The sequence below is a fragment of the Candidatus Saccharimonadales bacterium genome, assembly GCA_035758565.1.
Classification (GTDB): Bacteria; Patescibacteriota; Saccharimonadia; order Saccharimonadales; family UBA10212; genus DASTXL01.
Window position 1 is genome coordinate 119037 of the sequence record DASTXL010000002.1, and the last position, 26064, is coordinate 145100.

Genomic DNA, 26064 nt, shown 5'->3' on the forward strand with positions numbered 1-26064 from the left:
GCTTAAAGGCGTTAATTAAAGCAATAATTTAGTGTTTTGGGAGATTTAAGATGCGCGAGCGGCTTGTTAGGGTGGCTAAACAAACATCAAAAAGGTTCTTAACACTAACGGCGGCTACGATTATGGCCTTTTCTGGCCTGGCTTTGGCCAGTCCGATGTTCTTCACTGGCAACGTTGCGGCCGCTGGCGGCATCCTTTTGCTAAACGAGATTTTTCCCAGCCCGGATCTGAACAGTCAAAGTGAATGGGTAGAAGTTTATAACCCCGGCAGTACCAGTGTCAGCACCAGCGGCTGGAACATTTCTTCATCCGGCCACGATTTTAGCGGTAGTGGTAATGTAAGCAACAATTGTTCCGACACTGTTCCGGCCTACGGCTACTGTGTTTTTACTGATAACTCCCAGGTCAGTGCCCAGCAACTGCTCGCCAACGGCGGCGACACAGTTACGCTGACTAATGGGGTTAATAGCGACTCCGTAACCTACCCTTCTATAAGCAGTAGCTCTGATATGAGCTACGCTCGGACCGTGAACGGCGCAGGTAGCTGGACTTCGGCCTCTCCAAGCGAAGGAACCAGTAACGATCCTGCCGACAACTTGAGCGTCTGCGCCAGCAACTGTGACTATACGAGCATTGGCGCTGCTATCTCTGGCGCCCAAGCCGGCACGGACATCTACGTCGATCCAGGCACTTACCATGAGAACGTTAACGTTAATAAGGCCGTTACGCTTATGGGTGCGGGCGCAGATAGTACCACGATTGTAGCTACCGACGGCAATTCTTCGCCGCTAACCTTCAGCGGCAACGGCGCCACTGTCAGCGGCTTTACTATCACCCACGACTACACTGACTCTGAGCTGGCCGCCTGGAACTTTAACAATAACGGCGTGACTTTCGGCCAATTGACCCACGACAACACTCTTGAGAATTCAACAGTCACTCTTAACCGTAACGGTGTCTACCTGAACAATTCAGAAGATAACGTAGTGACCCGCAACACCATCACGAACAACCGGACCGGCGTTAACATGACCAACGATCTGGCCGGTACTCAGATAACCGACAATGTAATTTCGGATAACTGGACCGAGGGTTTGGTTACCTACGACTCGGGTATTGCCATCAACTATTCCAACGTCACCGTTAGCGGCAACACTTTTGATCAAAACTGGTACGAACAAATCACTGTCAAAAATACGAGTCTCTCCAGCGGCACTCTTGACGTTAGCGGCAACACTTTCAGCGACAGTCCGGTCACTTACACGACTTCTTCCAGCTCCAGCTTGGACGAGCCGGGATTTGCCGCTCAGCAGCCGGTAAGCCTAGGCGGTACGGCTACCAAGCCTGCTCAAAGTCTGCCTACCCTGCGCATCTTTAACGGCGGCAACGTCAGCCTAGGCTACAGTGGCAAGACTTTGAAGGTTGGCGCGGACGAACCTTACACCACTATTCAATCAGCCGTTAACGACGCTTCGGCCGGCGACACGATTGCCGTTGATGCCGGAACCTACAATGAGTCACCGACTATTAATAAGTCGCTGACCCTGACCGGCGCCCAAGCCGGCGTAGCTGGCTCTAGCCACAGCGGCAATGAATCAACGGTTAACCGTTTCTATGTCACTGCCGGCGGTGTTACCGTCAACGGTTTTAGCTTCAACGGCACCAGCACCAGCGGCCAGCTTCAGGTCTTGTCGGCCTCTACTTTGTCAGGAATTGTCGTCGAGAATAATGTCTTCAGCGGATATAGCAATGTTGCTCTGCCAACCAATGGTGCCGGTAATATTGTAATTAAGCAAAACCTGTTCACCTCTCCGGGCGCTCCAGCTGAGGCTATCCAGATCAAGCCATACAGCAACCAGAACGTCATTAATCAGCACGACTGTAACGGCACCCAGGTCTTAAACAACGTATTTACCAACGCCACAACCAACGGCGCGGCCGATATCAACTTTTCCTGCACCGGCAGTAATTCGTCTAATGTTACCGTGTCGGGCAATACCAGCACTAACCCAACCGACCCTAACGGCCCGAACATGGTAGCCTTCTCGGGTGTCACGGACGGGATTGTGGTAAGCAACAACACGGCAAGCACCAGCGGTTCACAAGTACTCTTCTTCGGCAGCGTCAGCGGCACGGCTTCGATTACCGGCAATACCTTCACGAATGGTGGCGGGAAGGCCGTTTCCATCCATGGCGGCGACCATTATGCCGGCGTAAATGACAGCTCCAACACTGGTACGTTTACAATTACGGGCAATACCTTCAGCGGCAACGCTTACGGCGTATACGTACAAAGTGGCTCCCTCAGCGGCAGTGGTTCAGTCGACGCCTCACACAACTACTGGGGCACGGCCGTAGCTTCAACCATAGAAGGCGAGAACACCAGCGGTGTCACCGTTTCGCCATACTATGTTGATCACTTAAACGGCACTTTAAGTTCGGTAGTGCCTACCACGGTTTACGTTAACCAAACCGGTCACATCCCCGGCTACGACGAATTCTCTACCATCAGCGAAGCCGTCAATGCTGTCGCCAGCGGCGGTACCGTCAACGTCGGCGCCGGCAACTACACTGAAAGTTCACTTACACTTGCTAAGCCGCTGAACCTGTTCGGACCAAACAAGGACGCTAATCCGAATACCGACACCCGCGTCAGCGAAGCGACAGTGACCGGCCACATCCTGGTCACTTCCAGCAATGTTGAAATCAAAGGTCTAACTCTTACCGATCCAAACTATTCTGGCGTCAGTATTGAAGCCGTCCAGGTCTACGGTTCCGGTTCGCTAGTTAGCAACGTGACTGTCCAAAACAACATTTTTACCAGCATTGAAAACAGCGCGGCTCACGGCGCTTACGGCGTCATGGTTCAGGGCAACGTCAAGACTATCGAGGTCTACGCCAACAAATTTAGCGGCATCAACGCTACTACTAGCGGCGGCTGGGCCCACGCTATCGAAGTTTCTCCCACCAGCTCCAATGGCAGCATTCCGCAAGATGTTAGGGTTATTGGCAACAGCTTCTCGAACATTACCAACGTTGGTAATTCGGATGCTTACGCCTTCAGCGTCGATAGTACTACCTACGGCGGCCAAACAGTTTACGCTGATGCCTCGCAGATTCTACCGTTTGCCGGCAACAGCCTGGCTGGCCTAAAGGTTCGCAACCTTGACCCCAACCATACCTTAGATCTAACCGACAACTGGTGGGGCAATGTCTTGGGCGCTAGCAGCAGCCAATACAGCGGCGCCGTCGATGTATCGAGCTGGTGCACAGACAGCACCTGTACTTCCGACCAATCGGCCTCAAGCGGCACTACTACATTGCCGTCAGGTTCACTTGGCACGCCAACCACTTCCGGCAACACTTCCAGCCTTACACTGCCTTCAACCAACGACGTAACAGCTTCTACTACGACTTCTAGCGGCACGGTTCAAGTTACAATTCCAGCCGGTATCACTATTAGCGCTCCGGCTAGCAGTAACTGGGATGGCACTATTACCGCCCCGACCGTCACAACTGTTCAACTGGGTTCTACTAAAACTGTCTCGCTAGCCATCCAAGTTGGCGCTTCTGGAGTAGATTTGACATTCGATAAGGCCGTTCGCTTGGTTCTGCCCGGCCAGGCTGGCCAATCAGTCGGCTTTGTTAACGCCGAAGGCGTCTTTAGCACCATCGACGCTTGTGTAGCTGGCGACGACCAGAACGCTCAGGACACAGCCTTACTCGCGGGCGGTGATTGTTATCTGACTTCCGGCAGCGACTTAGTAGTTTGGACCAAGCACTTCACTACCTTTGTTGCCTATACGCCTGCACCGCAGAGTTCTAACGGCAACTCTTCTAGTGCCACAACCACTTCCGCCTCAACCACTGGCTCCCAAGCCAGCAATGGCTCTGGTGCCGGCGAAGTGCAAGGACAAAATACCTCAGCTACCAGCGGCAAAACTTCAAGCACCAACGTTAAGACACCAGCTGCCAACGCTAGCCAGCCTAAGGTTGCCGCCAAAGAAGCCGGCGGCATCCGCTGGTATTGGTGGGTCATCGTTGCCCTAGTTGCTCTAGCAGCTATCGGCTTTGGTGTTTACCGTTACGCCGACGGCACTGACAAAAATTAACACACCCTAAAAATGAATAAACTCCGGAGTTAGTATCTCCGGAGTTTATTTTTATGCTACCTATGATTAGGCTTTGGAGCGCGCGGCCGCTAGGGTGTCAGCGTACCACTTTAGTGTCTGGCTTTGGGCCCTTAGGCTGACTTGCGGACCATAGGGCTTGTCGCGCAGCTCTTCTTTTAGTACGCCCTCTTCGTCAATAGCGTCACCAACTCGGTCGCTAAAGAATACGGCCTGCGGGATACTCACGGCGCCAACCCCCGGCAAGGCCATGCGTAAGTTGGCTACCGCTTGTGCGCCACCGGCGGAACCGTGGGCTACCAAGGCTACTGGCTTATTCTCCATTTGATAGTCAAGAAAATCTAAGGCGTTCTTTAGAACCGCTGATGTTGAGCGGTTGTATTCTGGTGTTACTAAAACGTATCCGTCGAATTCTGCTATCTTGTCCAGCCACGTCTTAACCTCCGGCTTCGGTTGGCGTTCTGGGTTATACCGAGGACTTACTGCCTCGTCAAAAAAAGGCAGCGGATAATCTCTGAGGTCAAGGGTCTCAACTTTAGCTATTTTAGAAACTTCCTTGGCTACCCAAGCGGCTAACTTATCTGTTTGGCGGCCTTCACGAGTACTACCAACAATTACGGCAATTTTTGTCATTTATTCTCCTTGGTTTGGTGCTATACTTTTTATAGTTAAATATTAAATCCATTACTATATTTTGTAAAGTATGAAAAGTTTATCAAGAACCAAATCTCTCGAACCTCACGCCGGCTGTATTGCCAGCGCCATGGAGATAATTGGTAACAAGTGGACTGCTTTGATTTTGAGAGACCTAGCCAGCGGCTCAAAGCGCTTCAGCGAACTCGAGAAATCCGTTGGCAAAATTAATCCCCGCACTCTTTCTCAGCGACTAGACGACCTCGAGGTGCATAAAATTGTCACTAAAAAATCTTATGCCGAGGTTCCGCCACGAATTGAATATACGCTGACCAAAAAAGGTGAGGATCTGGTGCCGGTTCTAGAGCAAATGGCCGCGTGGGGCACGCGCTACTACCACGCCGGCTAGTTCTTAGGTTTAAATTCTAAACTGGCCGAATTTATACAATAATGCTGGCCACTTGGGCTGCTAGAATCGTCAAATAAGTGCCCAAGGTGACTGCCGCAATTAGCGCAAATAACCTCGGTACGATGCATGCCATGACTACTATCTTCTAGCAGTTTAACAGCATCACTTCGGACCACGTCGGCAAAGCTTGGCCACCCAGCTAACCCTGGAATATCCGACTCATACTTGGATTCGCTACTAAACAGCTCGGCACCGCAAACCGGGCAGACATACATCCCTTTTTCTTCATTGTTCAAAAGTTCGCCGCTGAACGGTGCTTCCGTACCCTTCTCCCTCAGGATGTGGTACTGTTCCGGTGTTAACCTTTTTTTAATCTCTTCTTCACTAAGTTGGGCCATCTACATCCTTTCTGGAGCTTCAATACCCAGTAAGTTTAGTCCGCCTTTTAGAGTTTGGCTGTAAAGTTCCACCAATTTTAGGCGCACCTCTTCGCGCGGATCATCAATGATCCGGCTTTTTTCATAAAAACTATTAAATTCCTGAGCTAGCTCATAAAGATAAGTACAAACGTGGTGCGGCATCAGCTCTTCAGTTGCTTTCGCTACGACTTCTTGGTATTCGCCAATTTTGCGTAGTAAGCTTCTTTCGGGTACGTCCAGGTCTAGGCTTTTAGCAGGTTGTTTATCCGCCTTAGACAGAATGCTTTTCGCCCGGGCGTGAGCGTACTGTAAATAAGGTCCCGAATTTCCTTCAATGCTTACCGACTCGGCCGGGTCGTAGATAATATCGCCGCCCATGCGCTGTTTCAAGAAAGCATACTTAACAGCTCCCAACGTGACCTGCTCGTCGTCCTTGCCGGTTAGTTCGCGGTTAGCAGCAGCGGCAAACTGAATCACATCAGTGGCACCCAGGATATTACCCAGCCGGCTGCTCATTTTCACGCCGCCGGACAGCTTGACGATCCCATGAGTTACGTGAGTAGTGCGTCGGCTTAAGTCCGGCGCAAACTGCTCGATACTTTTAAGTACGACTTTCATATACTCAATAATGTCATTCCCGGTAATTACCACCGAGCGGTCAAACTTATAATCATTCCACTTGGCCATGATTAGACCGACGTCTTTCGCTTCGTAAGTCGGCAGCCCCTGAGAGTTTATAAACACGCGGGTGTGGAGACCATATTTTTCACCCGGGAAAACTATCGCGCCGTTGCTTTCCTCATAAACGTCGCCGATATGCTCCTGGACGGTCTTAACCCCCAGTGGTGCCGTCTGGCTTTCCGGATAATACTTTTCAAAGCGGCTGCCTATGAAACGATAAAACTCATCAAAATATTGATAGCTCCATTCCCTGCAATTCCAATAAATCTGCGCGAAGGGCGATTCGTGGTCGTCCAGCTCATGCACCTGGTAAACGCGCTTGTTGTAGTCGATAATCTGTTGCTTAGCCTTCTCGTCGGTTTCGTAGGCGTTGTTACCTTCAACGTAGCGCTTAGTTATAAAAGCTATTCGGGCCGACAATTCTTGTTCGGCCAATCTTTGGATTTCACTTAGAGCCCGGCCCTCGTTGAGCTCGCCGTCCGAACAATGCCCGACAATTGCCCACATGGTCTTACCTACATGTAAGCCAACGTCACCGCCGAAGTTAACGCGGTGCACCTTGGCGCCGGCGTTCTCAAGTAAATTAGCGACGGCATCACCCATGATTGAGGTGTAAAGATGTGCGGCGTGCAAAACTTTAAAGGGATTCGGATCAGAGTACTCGGCAACTATTGTTTGGCCGGCAAGCGGCTTGGCCGGTTCAGCCTCCACAATGGTCCAGAGAGCCTCTTGAGTCAGCGTAATATTGATAAAACCCGGCCCAGCCGGCATAGCGGTATGGATTTTTTTGTAGTCGCCGCCATTTAACTTGTCTGAAAGTTCTTGGGCAATATCACGAGGGTTTTTGCCGAGCCTGCCGGCCAGCTGTAAGGCTACGTTGCTGGCATAGTCGCCGAATTGGCCGTCGCTCATTTCTACCGAGGGTTTGACTTCGATTTTATATAAGTCCCGGCAAAGCTTGGCTAAATCCTCTTGAAGCTCATTTATCATCTCTTTAAATATAAAGCCTAGCGGTCGCTTTTAGAAGCTTTGAAGACCATCAAACCTTGCCAAAATGCCAGATAGCTAACGCTTAAAAGCACAAAGAATAAGCCGGTCATGTCTAGAGCATGAGGGTTACCCAGCGGATCTGTCACGCGGTCGGACACGTTAATAATTAAGCCGCTAGTATTGCTCACCAGGTCCCAGCTGCTCCAGCGCAAAACTCGCCCCATATAAATAGCGAAGCTGGAGAGCAAAATGACGAGCTCTATCAAAAGCCAGCTTTTCTCTTTTGAAAGGCGCTTCAAAAACTCCCGGTGCAGTAAATAAAGACTAGTGAACCCCAGTACAAAGCCATTGAGCACTAATGTACTGATTAAAACAATATCGAAAAGTTCGCTTATCTCGCCGGTTGGGTAAACATGAATAAAGTCCGTCAATACATACCAGGTATTCGGTAAAAAGAACAGCCAAGCGAGGCTCAAAAGAACATTCTGCCAAGATAGCCAGCGCCTGATTCTTAGCTGCTCGCACAAAATCCAGCCGAACCCTAGACCAACCCAAGCCAGAGCCAAGTTCTCGGGTATAAACCAATAGCGTGTAGTGCCGGTGACCGCGGCACGGTAGCAAAGCAGGCCAATACATAGCAGGCTGAGCAGCCCCATTGACGCTATATAATGCTTAATTGCCTCACTTCTTAAGCTCATAGGCTAATTATACTAAACGCGCGCCTTTAAGCACTGAATTGGACCAGCCAATTGGGACTGTCCAAAAAGTGTTCTATGCGGAATTGAAACTCTTTGAGTGCCTGCTCGCGGGCGGCATCATCCATACCAAGCACATTCATAGCAGCGAACGGCTCATGAACGTTAAAACCACAAAAAGCCAACGTGCCGTAGTTTATAGGGTGCAAGAACTGGTTAATACTGGCTTTGTGCTCGCTGGTAGACTGATAATATTCCGCCGGATGCCCAACGCTCACAACCAACATTGCCTGCTTGCCGCGCAACAAACCTTTTTCATAAAATTGGCCACCGTCCCAGGCAAAGCCCATGGCCAATACCCGATCAAACCAGCCTTTCAAGATAGCCGGCACCGAATGCCACCATAGCGGTGCCACGAAAATTACAAAATCAGCAACTTGAACCTTATTAATCTCGGCGCTAATATCCGGCGCAAAGGCATTGCCGAGGCCGGCGGCGTGTTTTTGTTCGAGCATATAGTTAAAATGCCCTCCGCTGGTAGTTACAAAATCCCATTTTTGCGCGGAGGGGTTAAACCCAGAGCCATACAGATCGCTAATGGTAACGGTGTGGCCCTGACGGGCCAAGACTTCGGTAGCCAAGTTCTTCATGGCCGCCGTGAAGCTGCTTGGCTCGTTATGCGCATAAACGATTAATATATTCACTCCACCCCCTAATATTCTTACGCTTATTTTAGCTTAAATGCGTAGGGCTCCCAAGCATTGAAAATAAAGCTTGGGATAAAAGCCAGGCTGTACAAAAACTAAGCGAAAGAGCCAACTGGCCGCACCATTTGGTCGCTCATCCTAAAAATCATCTGGCTGATTCGCCAAGTACCGTTAGAGCCTTTGACCAAAATGTAATCAATAGTGCCGCGAACGGTCCAAACATAGCGATCGCCGTGATCGGCTACGTAGTGCATGTTCTCTACCTGAGTCGTAACTTTAGCGCGGCGTGAGTTAAGCATGCGAACAGCCAGTTTTTTGATGAAGTGCCGGGTGGCGTAAAAGTAACTGCCGATCTCTCGGCGCCAGCCATCCACCAGCCTGTGCTTAGGGATTATCGCCGGCATCTCGCCGGTCATGGCCTTGTTATCGATGAATGGATTTTTAACAAAAAACTCTTCTAGTTGCCGCCACTGCTTCATGTCCTGAAGCATAGCAACGCTCTGCACAATATCTTTTATTTGCTCTTTGTCGCTCATTTAATGCCCCCTTTTGTTTGCTACCTTCGTTAATGCTAACGAGTAACACTGAAAATAAGCTAAATGCTATTTTGGTAGCGGTTAAAATTTTAACTGCTACTGCTTATTATTTTATCACCAGCAAAAATCACTTGCCTCTCCCACCGCTTGGCTTGAGGATAAGCCAAGCGGAAGAGCAGCGATAATAAAAACCTTGCTGAAATTGTGCTACTCGTTCGCGCAATTTCCGAGCAAGGCTAGGATTAGATTGATGCGTGGCGGAAGGGGCGGGATACCTAAAGTCGCTAGCGCTCCTGGGATAATTTCGTCGCGTGCTCGAAATAAATTCCTGCGCGCGCTCCTCATTACCGAACCCTGGCTCAAATCCTGCGCTTTCAACTAGAAAGCTAAAGCCGGCCTAGTGAAAGACCGGCTTTACCTTCCTGGCGGAAGGGGCGGGATTCGAACCCGCGATACGCTTTGGGCGCATACACGCTTTCCAAGCGTGCTCCTTCAACCACTCGGACACCCTTCCGTACCGAAATATTTTACCAGAGATTAATCTAGATTTTTTTACAACTTTTTCTTTTTGTATAGGAAGTTATCCCCAGCGTACACTTTAAAGAGACTTGGAAGTTAGCCTGCCAGTCGATCGGGAGAAATCCGCAAGTAGGGTGCGGCTTATTCTTCAGACTAAATTTTTAAAGGATTTAAATGGCCCTTATAGAACTACGTGACGTATCGAAAGTTTACGGCTTCGGCGATGCTACTACTCTGGCGCTCGACGAGGTGAGTTTAAGAGTGGAAAAGGGCGAATTCGTGGCCATCATGGGCCCATCCGGCAGCGGCAAAACGACCTTAATGAACATTATAGGAGTGCTCGACCGGCCCAGCCACGGCGAGTACTTGCTCGACGGCCGCCATGTTGCCCGTTTTAGGCCTAATCAAAGCGCTAAGTTGCGCCGCGATAAAATCGGTTTTGTGTTCCAATCATATAATTTACTGCCACGCCTCAACGTGCTCGAAAACGTAGCCCTACCCTTGGCCTACAAAGGCATGACGCCTATGCGCAGGGCTCGTCGGGCTAGCGACATCTTAGAACTAGTCGGTCTACGCGACCGCGAGTATTATATGCCCCGCCAGCTGTCCGGCGGCCAGGCTCAGCGGGTAGCAATTGCCCGGGCACTTATTAATAATCCGAGTTTGCTGATCGCCGACGAACCAACCGGCAACCTAGACAGCCAAGACAGCCGCGTTATTATGGAACTTCTCTCGGATCTTCATCGCCAGGGTAATACTATTTTGATGGTTACCCATAACCCCGAACTAACCCGCTACGCTCAGCGCGTGCTCTATATGCGCGACGGCGGTGTTGTCGAAGATGAACAAACAGCCATTGGTCAAATGGCCCGCGGTGCCCGCAAGACTTTCTTTGAAAAGAAAACTTTGAGTGATGATGAGATTGCCGCCGGTGTTTCAGCCATAATGCACGCCCTGCCAGACAAAGCCAAGCCCGCCAAAAAACGCCGCGCCAAGCCAAGAAAAACTACGCGCAAACGCGTGACCAAAAAGGTAGCGCGCTAATGTTCAGCGGCAATTACAAGATGGCGGCGACCTATTTGCGCCAAACCAAATGGCGCTCATTGCTCACCATGCTAGGTATTATCGTCGGCGTGGCATCGGTAATTACAGTCGTTAGTTTGGGTGAAGGTCTAAAGCATCAAGTCGTTGGCCAGATTAATTCCCTAGGCAGCGATGTCGTGACCGTTCGCTCCGGTAAGCTGGTTCATCAGAACGGTAACCAACAGGGTTTAAACCTGCTGGCCTTCTTATCGGCTAGTACGCTAACTACCAAAGACGTTACTTCGCTAGGTAAACTCTCGTCGGTCAGCCAAGTTGTGCCTTTCGACTTTGTCACCAACAGTGCCAGCTCGACCGACACCGAAGTTGACAACGCTTATGTGATTGGCACCACCCCAAATATGCCGCAAGTTCTACACCAAAAGATGTCGTACGGTAGTTTCTTTGACGGCGACTCCGACAATTTTGCAGTTATTGGTACCAATGTGGCCCACGGCTTGTTCGGCGAGTTCAATCCCGTTGGACAGTCTCTGCAAATCCGCGGCCAAAGCTTTATTGTTCACGGCGTGCTTTCGCCAACCAATGGCGGCCTGCTTTCAATCGCCCAAACAGATTACAACAATGCTATTTTCATCCCCACAACCGCGGCTCAAGGTCTTACCGGCGACCACACCAACATCTTGCAAATCCTTCTTAAATCCAAGAATTCCTCTGACGTTTCGCAGGCCATTGCCGACGCCCAAGCTGATCTAGCGTCTAATCACGGCAACGACGATTTCACCGTTCTTAAACAAGATCAGTTGCTCGATTTAGCCGGTGGCGTAGTCAATTCTATTACCGGTTTTATATCTGGGATTGCCGCAGTTAGCTTGCTGGTTGGCGGGATTGGAATTATGGACATCATGCTAGTTAGCGTTTCTGAACGTACGCGCGAAATCGGGGTCCGCAAGGCTCTGGGCGCCACCAATCGCCAGATTCTAAACCAGTTTTTGGTAGAAGGTCTGGTGCTCACTATTTCTGGCGGCGTACTAGGCATTCTTGTTGCCCTGCTGGCCAATGTAGCCCTACGGCTTTATACCAACTGGCAGCCGGTAGTTAATTGGCCAATTATTCTACTAGCCGTGGGCGTATCGATTTTGGTGGGTGTAATTTTCTCGACGGCGCCGGCAATCAAAGCTGCCCGCAAAAATCCCATTGATGCCCTAAGAGGTAATTAGATTTAGGTTCGCTTTTTTATAACTAGCCAAAGATAGACAACTGCCGAAATGATAAAAATTGTCCAGCTAATAGTCGCCAGGGTGGAGCCAATGGTCACCTTGGTGCTCGCGCTATTCAACGCTGAACAATTAGTGTCTGAGCCAATGGGACAGTTATAAACGTTCCAGATAGATAATACGCTAGCTATTTCTATCACTAATGTAGCCGCAAAAGAAGCTATCAAAATTTTAAGTACGTTTTTCTTAGTTAGTTTCATTGGTCGAGTTGTTTTTTGAACTTTTCAACCAGATCAACCGGTGCCGGGTTTTGATTGTTCAGCAGGGCTACATAAATTGACACAAAGTCGCCAAAGCAGACTGCCCAAAGCAGCTGCTCCAAAACTGTTTGGCCCTCAGGCTTCACAATGTACGGTGCTGGTCTGCGACCGGAAAGCAATTTCTCGGCCACCTCAAACCGCTTTAAAATTCTAGGATTTTCTAAGCCGGAACGCAGCTCCACAATAGCGTAAGGCTTCTCAATTGGATGGCTAGACCAGCCAATCAGTTCATTATGGTCAAATTCACTCAACTGATTCCACCAAGCTACGTTCTTAGCGTTCTCGTTAAAACTTATTTTCCACTTGTAGGCAGCCGGCGCCATCAGCGGACCGCCGTAAATCACGATCGAATTGCCGGCTAGCTCCATAGCTAGTTTTTTGGCTGGATTATCTTTTTGCGGCACCGTTGGCAGCCAGGTTTTAACCACTTCGGTTAGAAATGTGGCAGTTTGGTGCAGCTCCTTGGTGGCCTCGTTTTTGTTGAGCAGGCCGGCGGCTTCCAAAATCGCCACAAGGGCCTTAAGGTTATAAAAAACCGCATACCTAGGCTGGTCGGCTTTAGGCAACAGTAAAAGCGAGTGCCCTTTTTCTTTGGCAATTTCGACTAACTTGCCGCCACCAGCAATCACTAGAACCTTAGCGCCCTTTTCTTCTGCCTCGGCTAGAGCCGAAAGTGTTTCTTCGGTATTGCCTGAATAACTAGAGGCTATAAAAAGCGTCTCCCGCGAAACGTATGCCGGTAAATGGTAATCGCGGCATACTTCAAAAGGCAAATTGTAGCCAGGCCACGTAGCAGCCAGCAACGCAGCTAGTGCTGAACCACCCATGCCCGCATAAACCACATTGCTAAATTCACCGCTTATGTGTGGGAGTTCAAAGGCATACTCTAGCTGTGCCGGTTGTTTTTCGGCAATACCCAGCGCATCTTGCCCGTCTCGGAAGTGGATGAACTTCAAATCGTCGAGCATAAGCCGTTTGACCCCCTATAGTTACCTGCCTATAATTGTAAATGATAAAAGCAAAAGCACCTAAGGGGGTGGAATGTTCGGACTAAACGATGATGACCGGCCGCACCACGACCACATGCCAAAAACTGACAATATGAGCGACGATTCTTCTAGCTCGCCGTTCGCGGCTGCTTATTCTTCGTTGAATGGCGGCATCAAGCCAAGCCCTCACCTCGGAGACAACGCTGGTATGCCAGAAGAGGACTTATTGCAAATTAAGTCTCAGGCCCTCAAAAGCCTGGCTCCGCTGGTCGGTCATCTAGACCAATCTCCCGAGGAAAAATTCAAGACAACCATGATGATGATTCAGGCAACCGATAATTCCGATTTAATTCGAGATGCCTACAGCGCCGCTAATCAAATTCCAGACGAAAAGGCTCGCGCCCAGGCTCTTTTAGACGTCATTAACGAGATAAATTACTTTACCCAAAAGGGCAAAAACTAAGAAGCGCGGCGGGTTTTGACGGCGTAGTGCAGCCCTGCAGCCACAAAGCTGGCCGCTAAAAATATAACAGCGACATCGCCAGGACCAGTATCTGATAGTTGTTGATTTTGATTTGCCGAGCCAGGTCCTTTGCCAGAACTGGCGCTCCCTGATGTAGAACCGGAATTAGACGAGCCACCTGTGGACTTTTTGGGTGTCTCGCTAGAGCCGTTAGGCTGCAACGGAGGAGTGGCAGTGTTGGCACCCCGAGGATTGTTAACAGCCCCATGGTTAGAGCGATGGTGGATCCAGCGGGCGCCAAAGAAAATCACCACAATCAATACGATAGCTACAACCACCTTGGTGGCCCAGCCGAACCACGGCTGATTAGTTACCTTTTCAAACATGGTGGGTTCAGTATCCGTGCTAATTGTTGGTTCATCAGTAGGATTATTAACAACCGGCTTTTCGGCGTTCATTTAAATCTCCTTTTGACATGATTATATCATAATTGGAGATTTATGCAATAAGCTATACCTGCCCAGGGACTTTTTTAACCTTTTCTAAATATACCTTTCTGGTAGTGCTCATAAGGTCGCTTGAGCCGTCTAAAGTTAGCGCCCACTCGACAAGTCCGCACCGGATGGCAATGGCCGAGGCCGCCGTACGATTTTCTACGCCGAGCTTCTCATAGATGTTAGTCAAATGAAACTTTATAGTCTGCGGCGTAACAAACCGCTCTTTAGCTATGTGTTTATTGGGCAAGCCCAGACAAACACAACCCAGTACATCCAGCTCTCCGTTAGTTAATTCCGACACTTCTTTAGGCATGTGATCCCTGGGATCTCCCTCGGCTTGTGATGGAAAGCTGATCGCATACCCGCTTGCCTTAACCAAAGAAGCGATAGATTTAAGCACATCCCCCGGCTGGTTAACTTCAAAGAGCTCGTACATTCGTCTCATATGCTCCCAGACATATTCTTCAGAAAGGCAAAGCTTTTCGGCCGCCTGCGCCCTGGAGGCTCCTTCGTCAAGCATGGTCAATACTTCGTACATGGCCAGCGGAATTCTGCCCAAAATCTTTTGAGCCGACTCTTTGTTATCCTCCGGAATTAGCGCCTGGCTTAGCCTGGCCATCATTTCCTGGTCTTCGGGCGATAGTCGAAAAATACTAATGTTGTTTTGGAAAATGCGATTGGCTACCATCATTAATAGGCCGGCAGCCTTTATAACCTTCTCCTTCCTTGCGGTCTCCTGGTTTGTAGCCTCGTTATAGATTGCCACGGCTTTTAGCCCACCGCTAACGCCTAATTTTTTATAAACATGGCTGCGGTGATACTTAACCGTTTCGGGCGTAACCCACAGCTGTTGGGCAGCTTCCTGGATACCCAGCCCTTGGCTCATTAACTTTAAGTGCTCGTGTTCGGCAAGGGTCAAAGATTCAGCTCCCTCAGGAAGCGACCGATCCCGGATATTTAAAAAATCCAAAGCTATGCCGCCAACCTCAGCGGCAGCTATGGCCAATCTAACTTCGACAGCGCGTATCCGATCTTCTGTTTGGGAGGCGGGAACAGGTTCGTCAGTGGCGCCGGTCGGGATTTCGAGCTGATCCAGCTCTCCCAGGCTCTCCATCGATCACCCCCACGCTTGCTTACATAACAAGCTAACAAGGTGGCTGATATTTATCAGTGACTAGGCGCACAAGCAGTCAAATAGGCGGCTATTTGCCGCCTATTTTCTATGCGATTTGGCAGAGCTTCTACATCATGCCCATACCGCCCATGTCAGGGGCGGCCGGGGCAGATTTTTCTGGGATGTCGACAACTAGCGCGCCCATGGTCATGGCCGTCCCGGCGATGCTAACAGCGTTTTGGATAACTTCTCTAGCCACGCGGGTTGGGTCAATTATTCCTTCGGACTTAAGGTCGACCAACTTGTCCGGTGTATTAACATCTACGCCCTGGCCTGGGTTTTTGTGCTCACGGATCTTTGGCAACCATTCGTCAGGATTAAGGCCAGAATTATGCATTAACTCATAAAACGGTCTTAACAGGGCTGTTTTGAACAACTGCTTGCCTTCTACTAACTCATCCGTTGAGTCAATCTTTATATGATCGCTAAGATTTACGAGCGTTACGCCACCGCCCGGTACAACGCCTTCGCTCATAGCGGCCTTAACGGCGGCCACGGCGTCATCGACGCGGTATTTCTTCTCTTCAATTTCTGTCTCGGTGGCACCGCCGACTTTGATAACGGCAACCTTGCCGGAGAGCGCCGCGCGGCGCTTCTCTAGATTTTCTTTGTCGTATTCACTTGTAGCCGCATCGACTTGCTTATTGATTTGAGCGATGCGGGCCTTGATAGCTTCGGCCGAACCAGCGCCTTCGATAATCGTCGTCTCGTCCTTGGTGACGATAACTTTGCGGGCGCTACCGATCACGCTGACGTCGGCGTTTTCGAAAGTAGTACCGGTCTCTTCGCTAATTACCTCGCCGCCGGTCAAAATAGCAATGTCGTTCAAAATGTCTTTGCGACGATCACCGAAGGCCGGAGCCTTGACGGCGACGGTATTAAACACGCCTTTCAGTTTGTTGAGGATCAGCGTGCCCATGGCTTCGCCTTCGACGTCCTCGGCAATCAAAACCAGATCTTTCTTGCCGCTCTGAGCTAGTTTCTCGAGCATCGGAAGAAATTCCTGGATGCTAGAAATCTTAGCGTCAGTAATCAAAATCGCCGGCTTGTCATAAACGGCTTCCATACGCTCGGTATCAGTCACCATGTAGGGGCTAACGTAGCCGCGGTCCATGCTGAAGCCTTCGACAACTTCGCTCTCGAGCGCCAAACCCTGGCCTTCTTCAACGGTTACCACGCCGTCTTTGCCAACTTTTTCCATAACGTCAGCAATCAGCGCGCCAATTTCAGCGTCGCCAGCGGAAATTGTGGCGACTTCGGCTACGCGCTCTTTTTTGCCGGCAATGTCTTCGCTCATGCCGGACAGCTGGTTAAGCACGTCTTGCGCGGCAGCTTCCAGGCCTTTTCTAAGCAGCATCGGGTTATGGCCAGCGGCGATCAGCTTGTTGGCCTCGTTTAAAATGTGGTAGGTCAAAACCGTAACGGTAGTGGTGCCGTCGCCGGCAACGTCGTTCATCTTGCTGGCGGCTTGCTTGATCAGTTCGGCGCCGACTTTGTAGCCCAGCGTTTCGTCGTCTTTGTCTTCAACTTCTACGCCCTTGGCTACCGTCACGCCGTCGTGCGTGACACTCGGCGCGCCGTAACTTTTGCTGATTACCACGTTGCGTCCCTTCGGGCCCATGGTAGTTTTCACGGCGTTATATAAAATCTCGGCACCTTTTAAGACGCGGGTGCGGGCGTCATCATCATAAAAAACTTTCTTGGCCATCAAAATCCTCCTATTTAAAGATTAACTGAGACAAACCTGGGGTTTTTCTCGTCACGCCGGGCAAATTGTGCGAAATTTGCTCGGGCTGCTCTTTTCCCTTTTAAAACTAGACTTCTCATTACTTTACGGTCGCTAAAATATCTTCTTCTTTAACTAAAATGTACTCTTTGTCTTCAACCTTGACCTCGGTTGTCGAGTAGGACTTATAAACAATCCGGTCACCCGGCTTAATTTCTTTTACCCCTTTGCCAACCTTTAAAACTTTGGCCACTTTTGGCTTCTCGGCGGCTTTATCTGGCAAGTACAGGCCAGATGCAGTTTTAGTCACGGCCTCTTCTTGCTCGGCCACGACCCACTCGTTCAATGGATTTAAACTAGACATATCTCCTCCTGATTATTACCTAGAATGGAGCCTCAAGCTCCAGCTAGCACTCATGATATACGAGTGCCAAAATTCCTGTCAAGAGATATGAAGCTTATGCTTGCCGTAACTTAATTAATGTTGACCGATTAAAATCAGAGGAGTAGACTCTTTTTATTCCAGGCCACCCCCCCCCAAGTGGAAAGGCAGGTGCGTTATGTCGGGTTACGCAATCGATGGCCTCGTCATCGAGCGCTGTGGCCGCGAGGTCTCGCTGGTCAACGTCATGGGCGCGGTTCCCAACCCCGCCTCTGTCGGTCCGATCCGACGGGAGTTCGCGAAGGTCATGGGCATGCATCCGAAGCGCGTGGTCGGCCCCTCTGGGCCGGACTCCACCGGTTCGGTCACCGTCCTGACCGCCACGGTCCCGGAGCACCGCGAGGACGACGCAGAGCTGACGATCTGGGAGATCATCGCCCGCAAGGGCAACCTGATCGAACCTCAGCTCACCAAGACGAGCCCGAGCAACTTCGGCTCACGTCGAAGGCGCGCGATGCGCAGCCACCCGCACGAGACGCCGCTTCCGCGGCTAACGAGTCGTGGGCGCAGCTGCGGGCACCTGCACTAGCCGGATTCGCGGGGACCGGGCAGCGCCCGGTCCCCTCCCCTGTTGGACTGGATACCTGCCGCGGATTCTGCATTAGCAGAAGCCCGCGGTTCTCCCTGTTATACTTAGCCCATGGCCAAAAATATCTTGATGTGCGCTCCTGACTTTTTTGATATCGAATACGAAATCAATGTTTGGATGCACCAAGAAAACCAAGTTGCTGAAGAAACCGCCGAAGACCAGTGGCGCAAACTTTATAAAATTTACTCTGAAAAACTTGGCTGGAACGTCAAATTAATCGACCCCGTCAAAGGCCTGCCTGATATGGTATTTGCCACCGACTGCTGCCTGATGATAGATGACAAAATCCTACTTTCCTCTTTCCGATTTCCGGAACGCCAGCCCGAAACCGAGCACTTTGAAAAATGGTTCCGCGCCAAAGGTTATACCAAGATCAAAAAAGCTAAAAACTTCTTCGAAGGCGGTGGCGATAATTTAATTTGTGGTAACAAGATCCTAGCCGGCCACGGCTTCCGCTCTAGCCCGGAAGCGGCCACGGAACTGCAAAGTTACTTCGACCGCGAGGTTGTCAGTCTAAAAATCGTCGACCCGCGCTTTTATCATTTGGATACTTCCCTAGCCGTGTTATCCGACGACACGGTCGCCAGCTACCTGCCGGCCCTCGACGAAGCCAGCCAAAAACGCCTAAAAGCCGCTGTTCCAAATGTTATCGAAGCCACGCTAGAAGAAGCCCAAGGCTTTGGCTTAAACGCTGTAAGTGACGGTCACACCGTAATTACCAGCAACGAGTCAGAAAGCTTGCTCGCTAAATACCGCACCGCCGGTTTTGAAGTAATTGGCACGCCAATTTTAGAATTCCGAAAAAGCGGCGGCGGCGTTAAGTGTTTGACTCTCGACCTAGACCACTAGATTAGTGCATTCGCGGACGCGCAGCGCCCACATTTCCAGTTCTAAACGAACTGCCGTTTGTCTTCGGGCCCCAAGGTACATGGGCGGCCATGGCATGAGCCCGACGAGTCATCTCTTGGTCTTCGGCCAGCTTAACGACGTGCTGGATCTCGGCAACCAGGCCGTCCTGGCCCAAAACTACCCTATATACATCATCGGCCGCGCAGACGTGAGCGCCAACTGGGTCAGTAGCCTCGTCTAAGATTGCCTCATAGGCCGTGCCGCTGCCTACAGGCAGCATTTCTACTAGCCGGGTCAGGCTCAAAGCTCGTTCAGCCTCACCGGCTCTCAATGCATAAATTCTTTTACGCTGTTCTTCGAATGATTTTGCCGGCAATATTCCGACGGGGATATCTATGACAGTTTCAGATCCGTTCATTGGGACAAATCCTTAATCTTGCATATTATACTTAATTTATGCATATTTGTCAATAAACGAATGTTTGCGATTACCGGTTACGAAGCGCCGTGCGAGCAGCCTTAACTTCGTCATAGGGCCGCTCGATCACGCGTTCTTGATTGGCATCGTCTTGTTGCAAGTGCCGCAGTTCAGCGGCTTTTGGCCCATTAGAGAGGATGGATTTTTCGTGACCCTTGCCGAGCAGCAATACTACGTCACCTTTCTTGGCGACCTTAAAGGCAGCTGCAATGGCTTCTTCACGCTTGTGTATTAAAAATAAATCTCTTTCCCGAATTTTACCGATCTTCTCGGCACCAGCGGCTATTTCTTCCATGATGGCTAGACCGTCCATATCACGGTCGTCTTCTTCGGTTACGAATACAATGTCGGCATATTTGCCAGCCAGCTCGCCTTGCACGGCTCGCTTCTTTTCGTCGCGCCGTCCAGCCGAACCGAACATCACGATTAACTTGCCTTTAACTAGCGGCTTGATGTCTTTGAACAGTTTTTCAAAGCTGTCCGGGGTGTGAGCGTAATCCACAATTACCTCAAAATCTTGGCCCTCATCCACCGTTACCATCCGACCCTCTACACTTTTTAGAGCAGCTATTCCCTGTTCTATTTGCTCGACACTCAAACCTAGAGTTCGGCCAACTCCCAACGCCGCTAAAGAGTTATAAACGTTAAAACTGCCTGGCAAATGGCATGTGATGTTGTATTTGTCGCTACCGATTTCAACGCTATATCGGCTACCGCTGGCGTTCATTTCTACGTTTTTGGCTTTTAAGTCACCCCTCTTGATACCGTATGTTACTGGATTTTTAATATCCTGGGCAAAAAGCTCCGCACTTGGGTCCTCGGCGTTTATTATTCCGGTTCGCAGGCCTTTGCGGTTTTTGTTTGTTAGCTTGAACAACTTTCGTTTGGCATCTCGGTACTTCTCGAACGTGCCATGATAATCTAGGTGCTCTTCGGTGATATTCGTCATAACCGCCACGCTATATGGCACGCCCCACACCCGGTATTGAGCCAGTGCATGACTGGTTGTCTCTAAAATTAGCCAATCCACACCTTGCTCTTGCATATACTTAAACCGCTTGAGCAGCACTGGTACGCCGGCAGTAGTCATATGTTCTATCTGCGGCTTAATGTCGTCACCAACACCGTAGGCCACAGTTGTCATCAGACCGACTTTATAACCTGCTTCATGTAGCATCCGATGGATCAGAAAACAGGTAGTTGTCTTGCCATTGGTGCCGGTTACGCCTATAACTTTTAGACTCTGAGATGGAAATCCCTTTAGCGTATTCAGCGCTACGGCCTCCCCTAGGTGCCCGTAAGGTTCGACGGTTCTGAATACTTTTTTTGGCACGAACTTTTTAACTATTGTTCTCGGGTTCATACTCTAAAGTATACTGTAAGCTTATGAGAATCTTAGGGATTGAAAGCTCAGCCGATGAAACCAGCGCTGCCGTAGTGGAAGATGGCAAAAATCTACTGTCCAATATAGTGGCCAGCAGTCTAAAGCTGCACGAGGTTTACGGCGGCATCGTCCCGGAAATTGCTGCTCGTTCCCATCTAGAAGTAATAATACCGACTATAGAAAAGGCCTTGGCCGACGCCGGAACTAATTGGCAAGATATTGACGCTATCGCCGTAACTAAAGGACCGGGCTTAATTGGCAGCTTGCTCATAGGCGTCTTAACCGCCAGAACGTTGGCCATCTCAAAAAACAAACCTCTATACGCCGTCAATCACGTAGAAGCCCACGTTTATGCCAATTTCATAACCGAAACTAAGCTTCAGAATTACCAGCTGCCCAAGCACCAGCCTCAGTTCCCCTGCCTTGCCCTAATTGTCTCTGGCGGTCACTCTCAGCTAGTTTTGTTCAAGAATCACGGCGACTACCAGATTCTCGGACAGACACGCGACGACGCCGTCGGCGAAGCCTACGACAAGGTCGCCAAAATGTTGGGCTTTCCCTACCCTGGCGGGCCCAGCATCGAGAAAGCCGCGCGCCTAGGCAATCCTCAGGCAATCAATTTGCCGCAAGCTAAGCTTGATGGCGAATACGAATTCAGCTTTTCAGGCCTTAAAACAGCCGTTTTAAGAGCCGCTCAAGCTTTAATCGGTGAAGATTACACATTTCCTTCTTCTAAGCTTCCAGAGCGCTTAAATGAGGCTCAAAAGGCTGACATTGCCGCCAGCTTTGAGCGAGCCGCTCTTTTGGCTCTGGTGGACGCTACAGCTAAAGCTACCATCAGACTAAATCCTAAAAGCATAGTCATCGCCGGTGGAGTAGCCGCCAGTGGGGGGCTGCGGCGCGAATTAGAAGACAAACTACCCCTTGCTCCCACTTATACAGATATGAAACTGTGCACCGATAATGCCGCCATGATTGCCTCCCTGGCCTATTACCGCCATTCAATGGACACTCCAGCCGACACTTACTCCCTGTCGCCCGAGCCAAATTTAGCAATGTAGTTGAAAACGTAAGCTCGTTGCTGTTAAGCTAAAATCAAACAAAAAGTGAAATGTTAGGGCACTATTTCACTTGCTTTTCGTACGAAAAGCTTAGTAGTTAGTGCCCTCTTTTTCATGTGAAGGGCAAAAAGTTAACACCTTTGTTATACTGTAAAAATCATGAAGTTATCGAGCGCTTATGAGCCCGCAGATTATGAATCCGACATCTATTCCCTCTGGGAGAAGGCAGGGGTCTTTAAAGCCGACCCCAAGAGTTCTAAGCCTCACTTTTCTATCAGCATGCCGCCACCCAACGAAACCGGCAGCTTGCATGCCGGCCACGCCATTTTCTTGACTCTGCAAGATCTTATGGCCCGTCATGCGCGCCAAACCGGCAAAGACGTTCTTTGGCTCCCAGGAACCGATCACGCTGCTCTTGCTGTGAATGCGCTTATGGAAAAACGGCTGGCGGAGCAGGGGACTAGTCGAGAAAAAATTGGCCGAGAAGAGTTTCTACGCCAAACTCGGGAGTTCGTTAGCCAAAACCGCGGCAATATGAATGCTCAGATCAAGGCCATGGGCTCTAGCGTTGATTGGAGCCGGGCTCGCTACACCTTAGACGAGGCTCTAAACCGCTGCGTTAATGAAACCTTTGTCAAAATGTACGACAGGGGTCTAATTTACAGAGGTCACCGCATTGTTAACTGGGATCCTAAGCTTCAGACCGTAGTCTCCGACGACGAAGTCGTTTATAAGGAAGAGAAGGCACCATTTTACACTTTGCAGTTTGGCCCCTTCCAGATTGGCACTGCCCGCCCAGAGACTAAGTTTGGCGACAAGTACGTCGTGATGCACCCTGATGATGAACGTTATAAACACTTCAAAGACGGCGACACTTTTGAGTGCGAGTGGATCAATGGCAAAATTACCGCCACGGTGGTCAAAGACGAAGCGATTGATCCAGAGTTTGGCACCGGTGTCATGACCATCACGCCGTGGCACGACCACACGGATTTTGAGATTGCCGAACGCCATGGCCTAGAGAAAGAACAAATTATTGATTTTGACGGCAAGCTACTGCCCATAGCCGGAGAGTTTGCGGGGCAGGGTATAGACGAAGCCAGACCAAAAATCGTTGAAAAGCTCCAAGCTAAAGGTTTGATGGTTGATATTGATGAGAATTACATTCACAACGTCGCCATCAATGACCGCGGCAAAGGAGTTATTGAACCGCAAATCCGTTTGCAGTGGTTCGTAGACGTTAACCGCCCGGCAGTTGAATGGAAGGGTCAGTTGCGCAGCTTGAAAGAGGTTATGCGGGCCGTTATCGACGATGAAGATATCAGGATCCTGCCAACCCGCTTTGAGAAAGTTTACTTCCACTGGATCGACAATTTGCGCGACTGGTGCATATCGCGTCAAATCTGGTGGGGACACCGCATTCCGGTTTGGTACAAGGCCGAAGAGCGTTACGTTGGCGTAAACGCGCCCGAAGGCGAAGGCTGGCAACAAGACCCAGACACACTTGATACCTGGTTTTCTAGCGCGCTTTGGACCTGGAGCACACTGATTGATCAAGATTTAGCCAAAGATTTTTCCCTGTCTTTAGAAGATATTTTGGCCCATAGTTTAGACTTCCAGACTTACCACCCCACCTCTGTTATGGAGACCGGTTGGGACATTTTATTTTTTTGGGTGGCGCGTATGATTCTGGCCACCACATTTATGACTGGCCAAGTTCCCTTTAAAACTGTTTACCTGCACGGCTTAGTGCGCACCGAAGCCGGCAAAAAAATGAGCAAGAGCGACCCCGAGGGCAATGTTGATCCAGTAGAAATTATTAGCGAATATGGCGCTGATGCTCTGCGACTGGCATTAATATCAGGCGTTAGCGCCGGTAATGACCAACGTTTGGGGAAGGGAAGGATTATTGCCAGCCGTAACTTCTGCAATAAGCTATGGAACATCGCCCGTTACATTGAAACTAATGCCTCTGGCGACTTAAGCGTAGACCCCGAACCAAAGACTGTCGCCGATCATTGGATACTTAACAAGTTAAGTATTGTTCAGGCGAGTATAAACCGCGATGTTTCCGGTTTTAAGTTTGGCGAAGCCTACGACACCCTCTATCACTTTATTTGGGACGATTTAGCCGATTGGTATATCGAGGCCAGCAAGGCAGAGCAGAACCAGAGCGTTTTGGCCTATGCCCTAAAAACCAGCTTGCTGCTGGCCCATCCTTTTGCTCCGTTCGTTACCGAAGCCATTTGGCAGCAATTGGGCTGGGGGAACACTGTTCTAGCCGCCATAGAACAGGCTAAGCTTCCGGCTTTTGATCAAGCAGCATCACAGGAATTTGAAGATGTTAAAGAAATCGTTACCGAAGCCAGACGCATAGCTAAAACTCTAAATGTACCAAAGCCCGACATGGTTTTTGAAAGTGAACCGTTAGTTGCGCAGAATAAAGAACTTATCTTAAGGCTCGCTAAGCTGGGTAGTGTTCGTGAGGTTACTAAGGGTGAAGGCCTTAGGTTGACCTCGATAAACAGAGTTATTTGGCTCGACATAGATAAAACTAAGGCTCGTGACCACGCCGATAAACTTGCTGAACGCGTTAAGGCAGTTGAGGTAAATATCGCTAATCTAGAAAGCCGACTCGCTAATAAAAGCTATGCGGAGCGAGCACCGGCTGAGTTGGTTGGGCAGACCAAAGCTCAGCTCAAGCAAGAACAAGACGCACTTGAACGCCTAAACGAGGAGTTAGCCGAGTTTAAAGCTCTAGGTGGGCTTTGACTTTTTTAATGCTGGCTTCGGCGTCATAGGGGTTAAAGCGACAGATCTGCCAGCCCAATTTGTCGGCATTAACCACCGCTAGCTTGTCGTCGTCAACTAAAAGAATGCTTTCGGGTGCGCAACCAGCTTCTTCTTGTGCGTACTCAAAAATTTCAGGACCGTATTTGAGCATTTTAACCACGGACGAATCTATCACCTTAGAGAATCGCGACAGGGTAATTTTGCGCTGGGCAGATAAGCCGTCAATTAACTTCGGCATGGTGTTGGAAAATAAGCCAATCTCGTAGTTTTTAGCGGCCCAATCAACTAGTTCGGCCATGCCCTCTACAGGCTCCACGGCAGATAGGTAAAACTTGCCCCAATCAAAATCATCCATTCCAAGATGCTGACCCATGGCCCTGTTGAAGTCGGCCATGCTCATCTTGCCGTCACAGACGTCGTCGTCATATCGCCAGTAAAAGGCTTCGATAGTATCAACCGGCAGTCCGGTCAGGCTCGACAGCTTAGTGAAGGCCTTTTCGTAAGATCGCACCAAGGTGCCGTTAAGGTCAAAGTAAACAAATTTAATACCACTTTTAGAGGTTTTTTTAGCCATCGGCTCGGCCTTTTTGACGTCCAGCAAAGTATCAAGGGGAACCTCGGTAGCCGCAGCAATAGCTGCCACCGTAAAGACGCTTGGTGCCCGAATAGCGCCACGCTCAATTTTGGCCAGTGTCGAATAAGATAAGCCCGCCTTTTGACACAACTCTTGTTGTGTCAGCCCAGCTCTCTGGCGAGCTTTTTGCAAGCGCTGCCCCAGCGCCTTTTCTTCTACCCCCATATAGCCATATAGTACCAGTTAAGTTATGAACCGCCAACCACATAATGCCACCTAGAGGGGTAAATCTGTGGAGATTCTGTGGATTAAAAGGCTAGTTTCGTGGCAATTTTTGATAATTGATCATGGTCGGGCTCAACCGACTGGTCTGGCACATAGTGATATTGCCGGGCATTTTCGAAAGGGAAGACATGAACATGCGCGTGAGGTACGCCAAGGCCTTCAATCTGGAGGCCGACGTAAGTTGGTTCTAAAACATCTTGAATACGTCCTGCAATCTTTTTGGCTGCCCCCATTAGATGCTGATATTCCTCGTCACCCAGATTCCAAACAAACTTGACCTGCTTCTTGGGCACGATTAGAACGTGACCAGGAGTCTTAGGGTGAATATCGAGAAAAGCCAAAACTTGATCGTCTTCGTAAACTTTGTGGCAGGGAATTTCGCCTTTAATAATCTTGGTGAAAATGCTGTCGCTCATAGCTTCATATTAACAGGTTGTGCTCTTGATTTTTCTTACTAATTATGCTA

25 protein-coding genes and 1 tRNA gene are annotated in these 26064 nt (G+C 49.9%); 9 read left to right on the forward strand and 17 right to left on the reverse strand.

Features of this window, described 5'->3' with window-relative positions; all coding sequences use genetic code 11:
* The first annotated feature begins 50 nt into the window (after positions 1 to 50).
* Complete coding sequence (locus VFT49_03145; protein ID HEU5005055.1) at positions 51 to 4112, forward strand: right-handed parallel beta-helix repeat-containing protein; 4062 nt, start codon at positions 51 to 53, stop codon at positions 4110 to 4112.
* 66 nt (positions 4113 to 4178) lie between these two features.
* Here VFT49_03145 and VFT49_03150 read toward each other — a convergent pair whose 3' ends face one another.
* Positions 4179 to 4763, reverse strand: a complete 585-nt coding sequence (locus VFT49_03150; GenBank protein ID HEU5005056.1) for an NAD(P)H-dependent oxidoreductase — start codon at positions 4761 to 4763, stop codon at positions 4179 to 4181.
* A 70-nt stretch (positions 4764 to 4833) separates the two neighbouring features.
* Here VFT49_03150 and VFT49_03155 point away from each other — a divergent pair, with 70 nt between their 5' ends.
* The gene (locus VFT49_03155; protein HEU5005057.1) at positions 4834 to 5172 is read left to right on the forward strand and encodes a helix-turn-helix domain-containing protein; all 339 of its coding nucleotides are present in this window, start codon (positions 4834 to 4836) and stop codon (positions 5170 to 5172) included.
* Here VFT49_03155 and msrB read toward each other — a convergent pair.
* The 6 genes from msrB to VFT49_03185 all read right to left on the reverse strand — a co-directional run bounded on the left by msrB (position 5169) and on the right by VFT49_03185 (position 9714).
* Positions 5169 to 5570: a peptide-methionine (R)-S-oxide reductase MsrB gene (msrB, locus tag VFT49_03160; GenBank protein HEU5005058.1), complete on the reverse strand. Its 402-nt coding sequence runs from the start codon at positions 5568 to 5570 to the stop codon at positions 5169 to 5171. The two genes, VFT49_03155 and msrB, sit on opposite strands and share 4 nt — an antisense overlap.
* Positions 5571 to 7262 (reverse strand): arginine--tRNA ligase, encoded by a 1692-nt coding sequence (gene argS / locus VFT49_03165; protein HEU5005059.1) that lies wholly within the window; start codon positions 7260 to 7262, stop codon positions 5571 to 5573.
* A 17-nt stretch (positions 7263 to 7279) separates the two neighbouring features.
* Entirely contained in the window at positions 7280 to 7960 is a 681-nt protein-coding gene (locus VFT49_03170) for a DUF1361 domain-containing protein (GenBank protein ID HEU5005060.1), read from the reverse strand.
* 26 nt (positions 7961 to 7986) lie between these two features.
* Complete coding sequence (locus tag VFT49_03175; GenBank protein ID HEU5005061.1) at positions 7987 to 8661, reverse strand: NAD(P)H-dependent oxidoreductase; 675 nt, start codon at positions 8659 to 8661, stop codon at positions 7987 to 7989.
* 98 nt (positions 8662 to 8759) lie between these two features.
* Positions 8760 to 9200, reverse strand: a complete 441-nt coding sequence (locus VFT49_03180; GenBank protein ID HEU5005062.1) for a nuclear transport factor 2 family protein — start codon at positions 9198 to 9200, stop codon at positions 8760 to 8762.
* A 423-nt stretch (positions 9201 to 9623) separates the two neighbouring features.
* Positions 9624 to 9714 (reverse strand) — tRNA-Ser (locus VFT49_03185).
* A gap of 179 nt (positions 9715 to 9893) precedes the next feature.
* On the opposite strand from VFT49_03185, the gene VFT49_03190 reads away from it, so the two are divergent.
* Both VFT49_03190 and VFT49_03195 read left to right on the forward strand, forming a co-directional pair.
* Positions 9894 to 10763: an ABC transporter ATP-binding protein gene (locus VFT49_03190; protein ID HEU5005063.1), complete on the forward strand. Its 870-nt coding sequence runs from the start codon at positions 9894 to 9896 to the stop codon at positions 10761 to 10763.
* The gene (locus tag VFT49_03195; protein HEU5005064.1) at positions 10763 to 11977 is read left to right on the forward strand and encodes an ABC transporter permease; all 1215 of its coding nucleotides are present in this window, start codon (positions 10763 to 10765) and stop codon (positions 11975 to 11977) included. Before VFT49_03190 ends, VFT49_03195 begins: the two co-directional genes overlap by 1 nt.
* A 2-nt stretch (positions 11978 to 11979) precedes the next feature.
* Here VFT49_03195 and VFT49_03200 read toward each other — a convergent pair whose 3' ends face one another.
* Positions 11980 to 12234, reverse strand: a complete 255-nt coding sequence (locus VFT49_03200; GenBank protein HEU5005065.1) for a hypothetical protein — start codon at positions 12232 to 12234, stop codon at positions 11980 to 11982.
* Complete coding sequence (locus VFT49_03205; protein ID HEU5005066.1) at positions 12231 to 13262, reverse strand: bifunctional phosphoglucose/phosphomannose isomerase; 1032 nt, start codon at positions 13260 to 13262, stop codon at positions 12231 to 12233. The genes VFT49_03200 and VFT49_03205 overlap by 4 nt, the downstream gene beginning before the upstream one ends.
* A 73-nt stretch (positions 13263 to 13335) precedes the next feature.
* Between VFT49_03205 and VFT49_03210 the strand changes: the two genes are divergently transcribed.
* Entirely contained in the window at positions 13336 to 13746 is a 411-nt protein-coding gene (locus VFT49_03210) for a hypothetical protein (protein ID HEU5005067.1), read from the forward strand.
* On the opposite strand, the gene VFT49_03215 is transcribed toward VFT49_03210, so the two are convergent.
* The 4 genes from VFT49_03215 to VFT49_03230 all read right to left on the reverse strand — a co-directional run bounded on the left by VFT49_03215 (position 13743) and on the right by VFT49_03230 (position 17507).
* Positions 13743 to 14204 carry a hypothetical protein gene (locus tag VFT49_03215; GenBank protein HEU5005068.1) on the reverse strand — a complete coding sequence of 154 codons (462 nt, stop codon included), beginning with the start codon at positions 14202 to 14204 and terminating at the stop codon, positions 13743 to 13745. The two genes, VFT49_03210 and VFT49_03215, sit on opposite strands and share 4 nt — an antisense overlap.
* A 52-nt stretch (positions 14205 to 14256) precedes the next feature.
* On the reverse strand, positions 14257 to 15357 hold the full coding sequence (locus tag VFT49_03220) for a LuxR C-terminal-related transcriptional regulator (protein ID HEU5005069.1): 1101 nt from the start codon (positions 15355 to 15357) through the stop codon (positions 14257 to 14259).
* A 127-nt stretch (positions 15358 to 15484) separates the two neighbouring features.
* On the reverse strand, positions 15485 to 17125 hold the full coding sequence (groL, locus tag VFT49_03225; GenBank protein ID HEU5005070.1) for a chaperonin GroEL: 1641 nt from the start codon (positions 17123 to 17125) through the stop codon (positions 15485 to 15487).
* 118 nt (positions 17126 to 17243) lie between these two features.
* Positions 17244 to 17507, reverse strand: coding sequence for a co-chaperone GroES (locus tag VFT49_03230; GenBank protein HEU5005071.1), 264 nt, complete (start codon positions 17505 to 17507; stop codon positions 17244 to 17246).
* A 196-nt stretch (positions 17508 to 17703) separates the two neighbouring features.
* Between VFT49_03230 and VFT49_03235 the strand changes: the two genes are divergently transcribed.
* Both VFT49_03235 and VFT49_03240 read left to right on the forward strand, forming a co-directional pair.
* The gene (locus VFT49_03235) at positions 17704 to 18114 is read left to right on the forward strand and encodes a hypothetical protein (GenBank protein ID HEU5005072.1); all 411 of its coding nucleotides are present in this window, start codon (positions 17704 to 17706) and stop codon (positions 18112 to 18114) included.
* A 111-nt stretch (positions 18115 to 18225) separates the two neighbouring features.
* Positions 18226 to 19023 carry an arginine deiminase family protein gene (locus VFT49_03240; protein ID HEU5005073.1) on the forward strand — a complete coding sequence of 266 codons (798 nt, stop codon included), beginning with the start codon at positions 18226 to 18228 and terminating at the stop codon, positions 19021 to 19023.
* 1 nt (position 19024) lies between these two features.
* Here VFT49_03240 and VFT49_03245 read toward each other — a convergent pair whose 3' ends face one another.
* Positions 19025 to 19441, reverse strand: a complete 417-nt coding sequence (locus VFT49_03245) for a hypothetical protein (protein ID HEU5005074.1) — start codon at positions 19439 to 19441, stop codon at positions 19025 to 19027.
* Positions 19442 to 19511: 70 nt separating this feature from the next.
* Positions 19512 to 20864, reverse strand: a complete 1353-nt coding sequence (locus VFT49_03250) for a UDP-N-acetylmuramoyl-L-alanyl-D-glutamate--2,6-diaminopimelate ligase (protein HEU5005075.1) — start codon at positions 20862 to 20864, stop codon at positions 19512 to 19514.
* Between the two features lie 23 nt (positions 20865 to 20887).
* Here VFT49_03250 and tsaD point away from each other — a divergent pair, with 23 nt between their 5' ends.
* Both tsaD and VFT49_03260 read left to right on the forward strand, forming a co-directional pair.
* Positions 20888 to 21946 (forward strand): tRNA (adenosine(37)-N6)-threonylcarbamoyltransferase complex transferase subunit TsaD, encoded by a 1059-nt coding sequence (gene tsaD, locus VFT49_03255; GenBank protein HEU5005076.1) that lies wholly within the window; start codon positions 20888 to 20890, stop codon positions 21944 to 21946.
* Between the two features lie 159 nt (positions 21947 to 22105).
* Entirely contained in the window at positions 22106 to 24718 is a 2613-nt protein-coding gene (locus VFT49_03260) for a valine--tRNA ligase (protein HEU5005077.1), read from the forward strand.
* On the opposite strand, the gene VFT49_03265 is transcribed toward VFT49_03260, so the two are convergent.
* Together VFT49_03265 and VFT49_03270 are read right to left on the reverse strand one after the other, a co-directional pair.
* Positions 24696 to 25538 carry a helix-turn-helix domain-containing protein gene (locus tag VFT49_03265; GenBank protein ID HEU5005078.1) on the reverse strand — a complete coding sequence of 281 codons (843 nt, stop codon included), beginning with the start codon at positions 25536 to 25538 and terminating at the stop codon, positions 24696 to 24698. The two genes, VFT49_03260 and VFT49_03265, sit on opposite strands and share 23 nt — an antisense overlap.
* 83 nt (positions 25539 to 25621) lie before the next feature.
* The gene (locus VFT49_03270; protein HEU5005079.1) at positions 25622 to 26014 is read right to left on the reverse strand and encodes an HIT domain-containing protein; all 393 of its coding nucleotides are present in this window, start codon (positions 26012 to 26014) and stop codon (positions 25622 to 25624) included.
* Between the last annotated feature and the right edge of the window lie 50 nt (positions 26015 to 26064).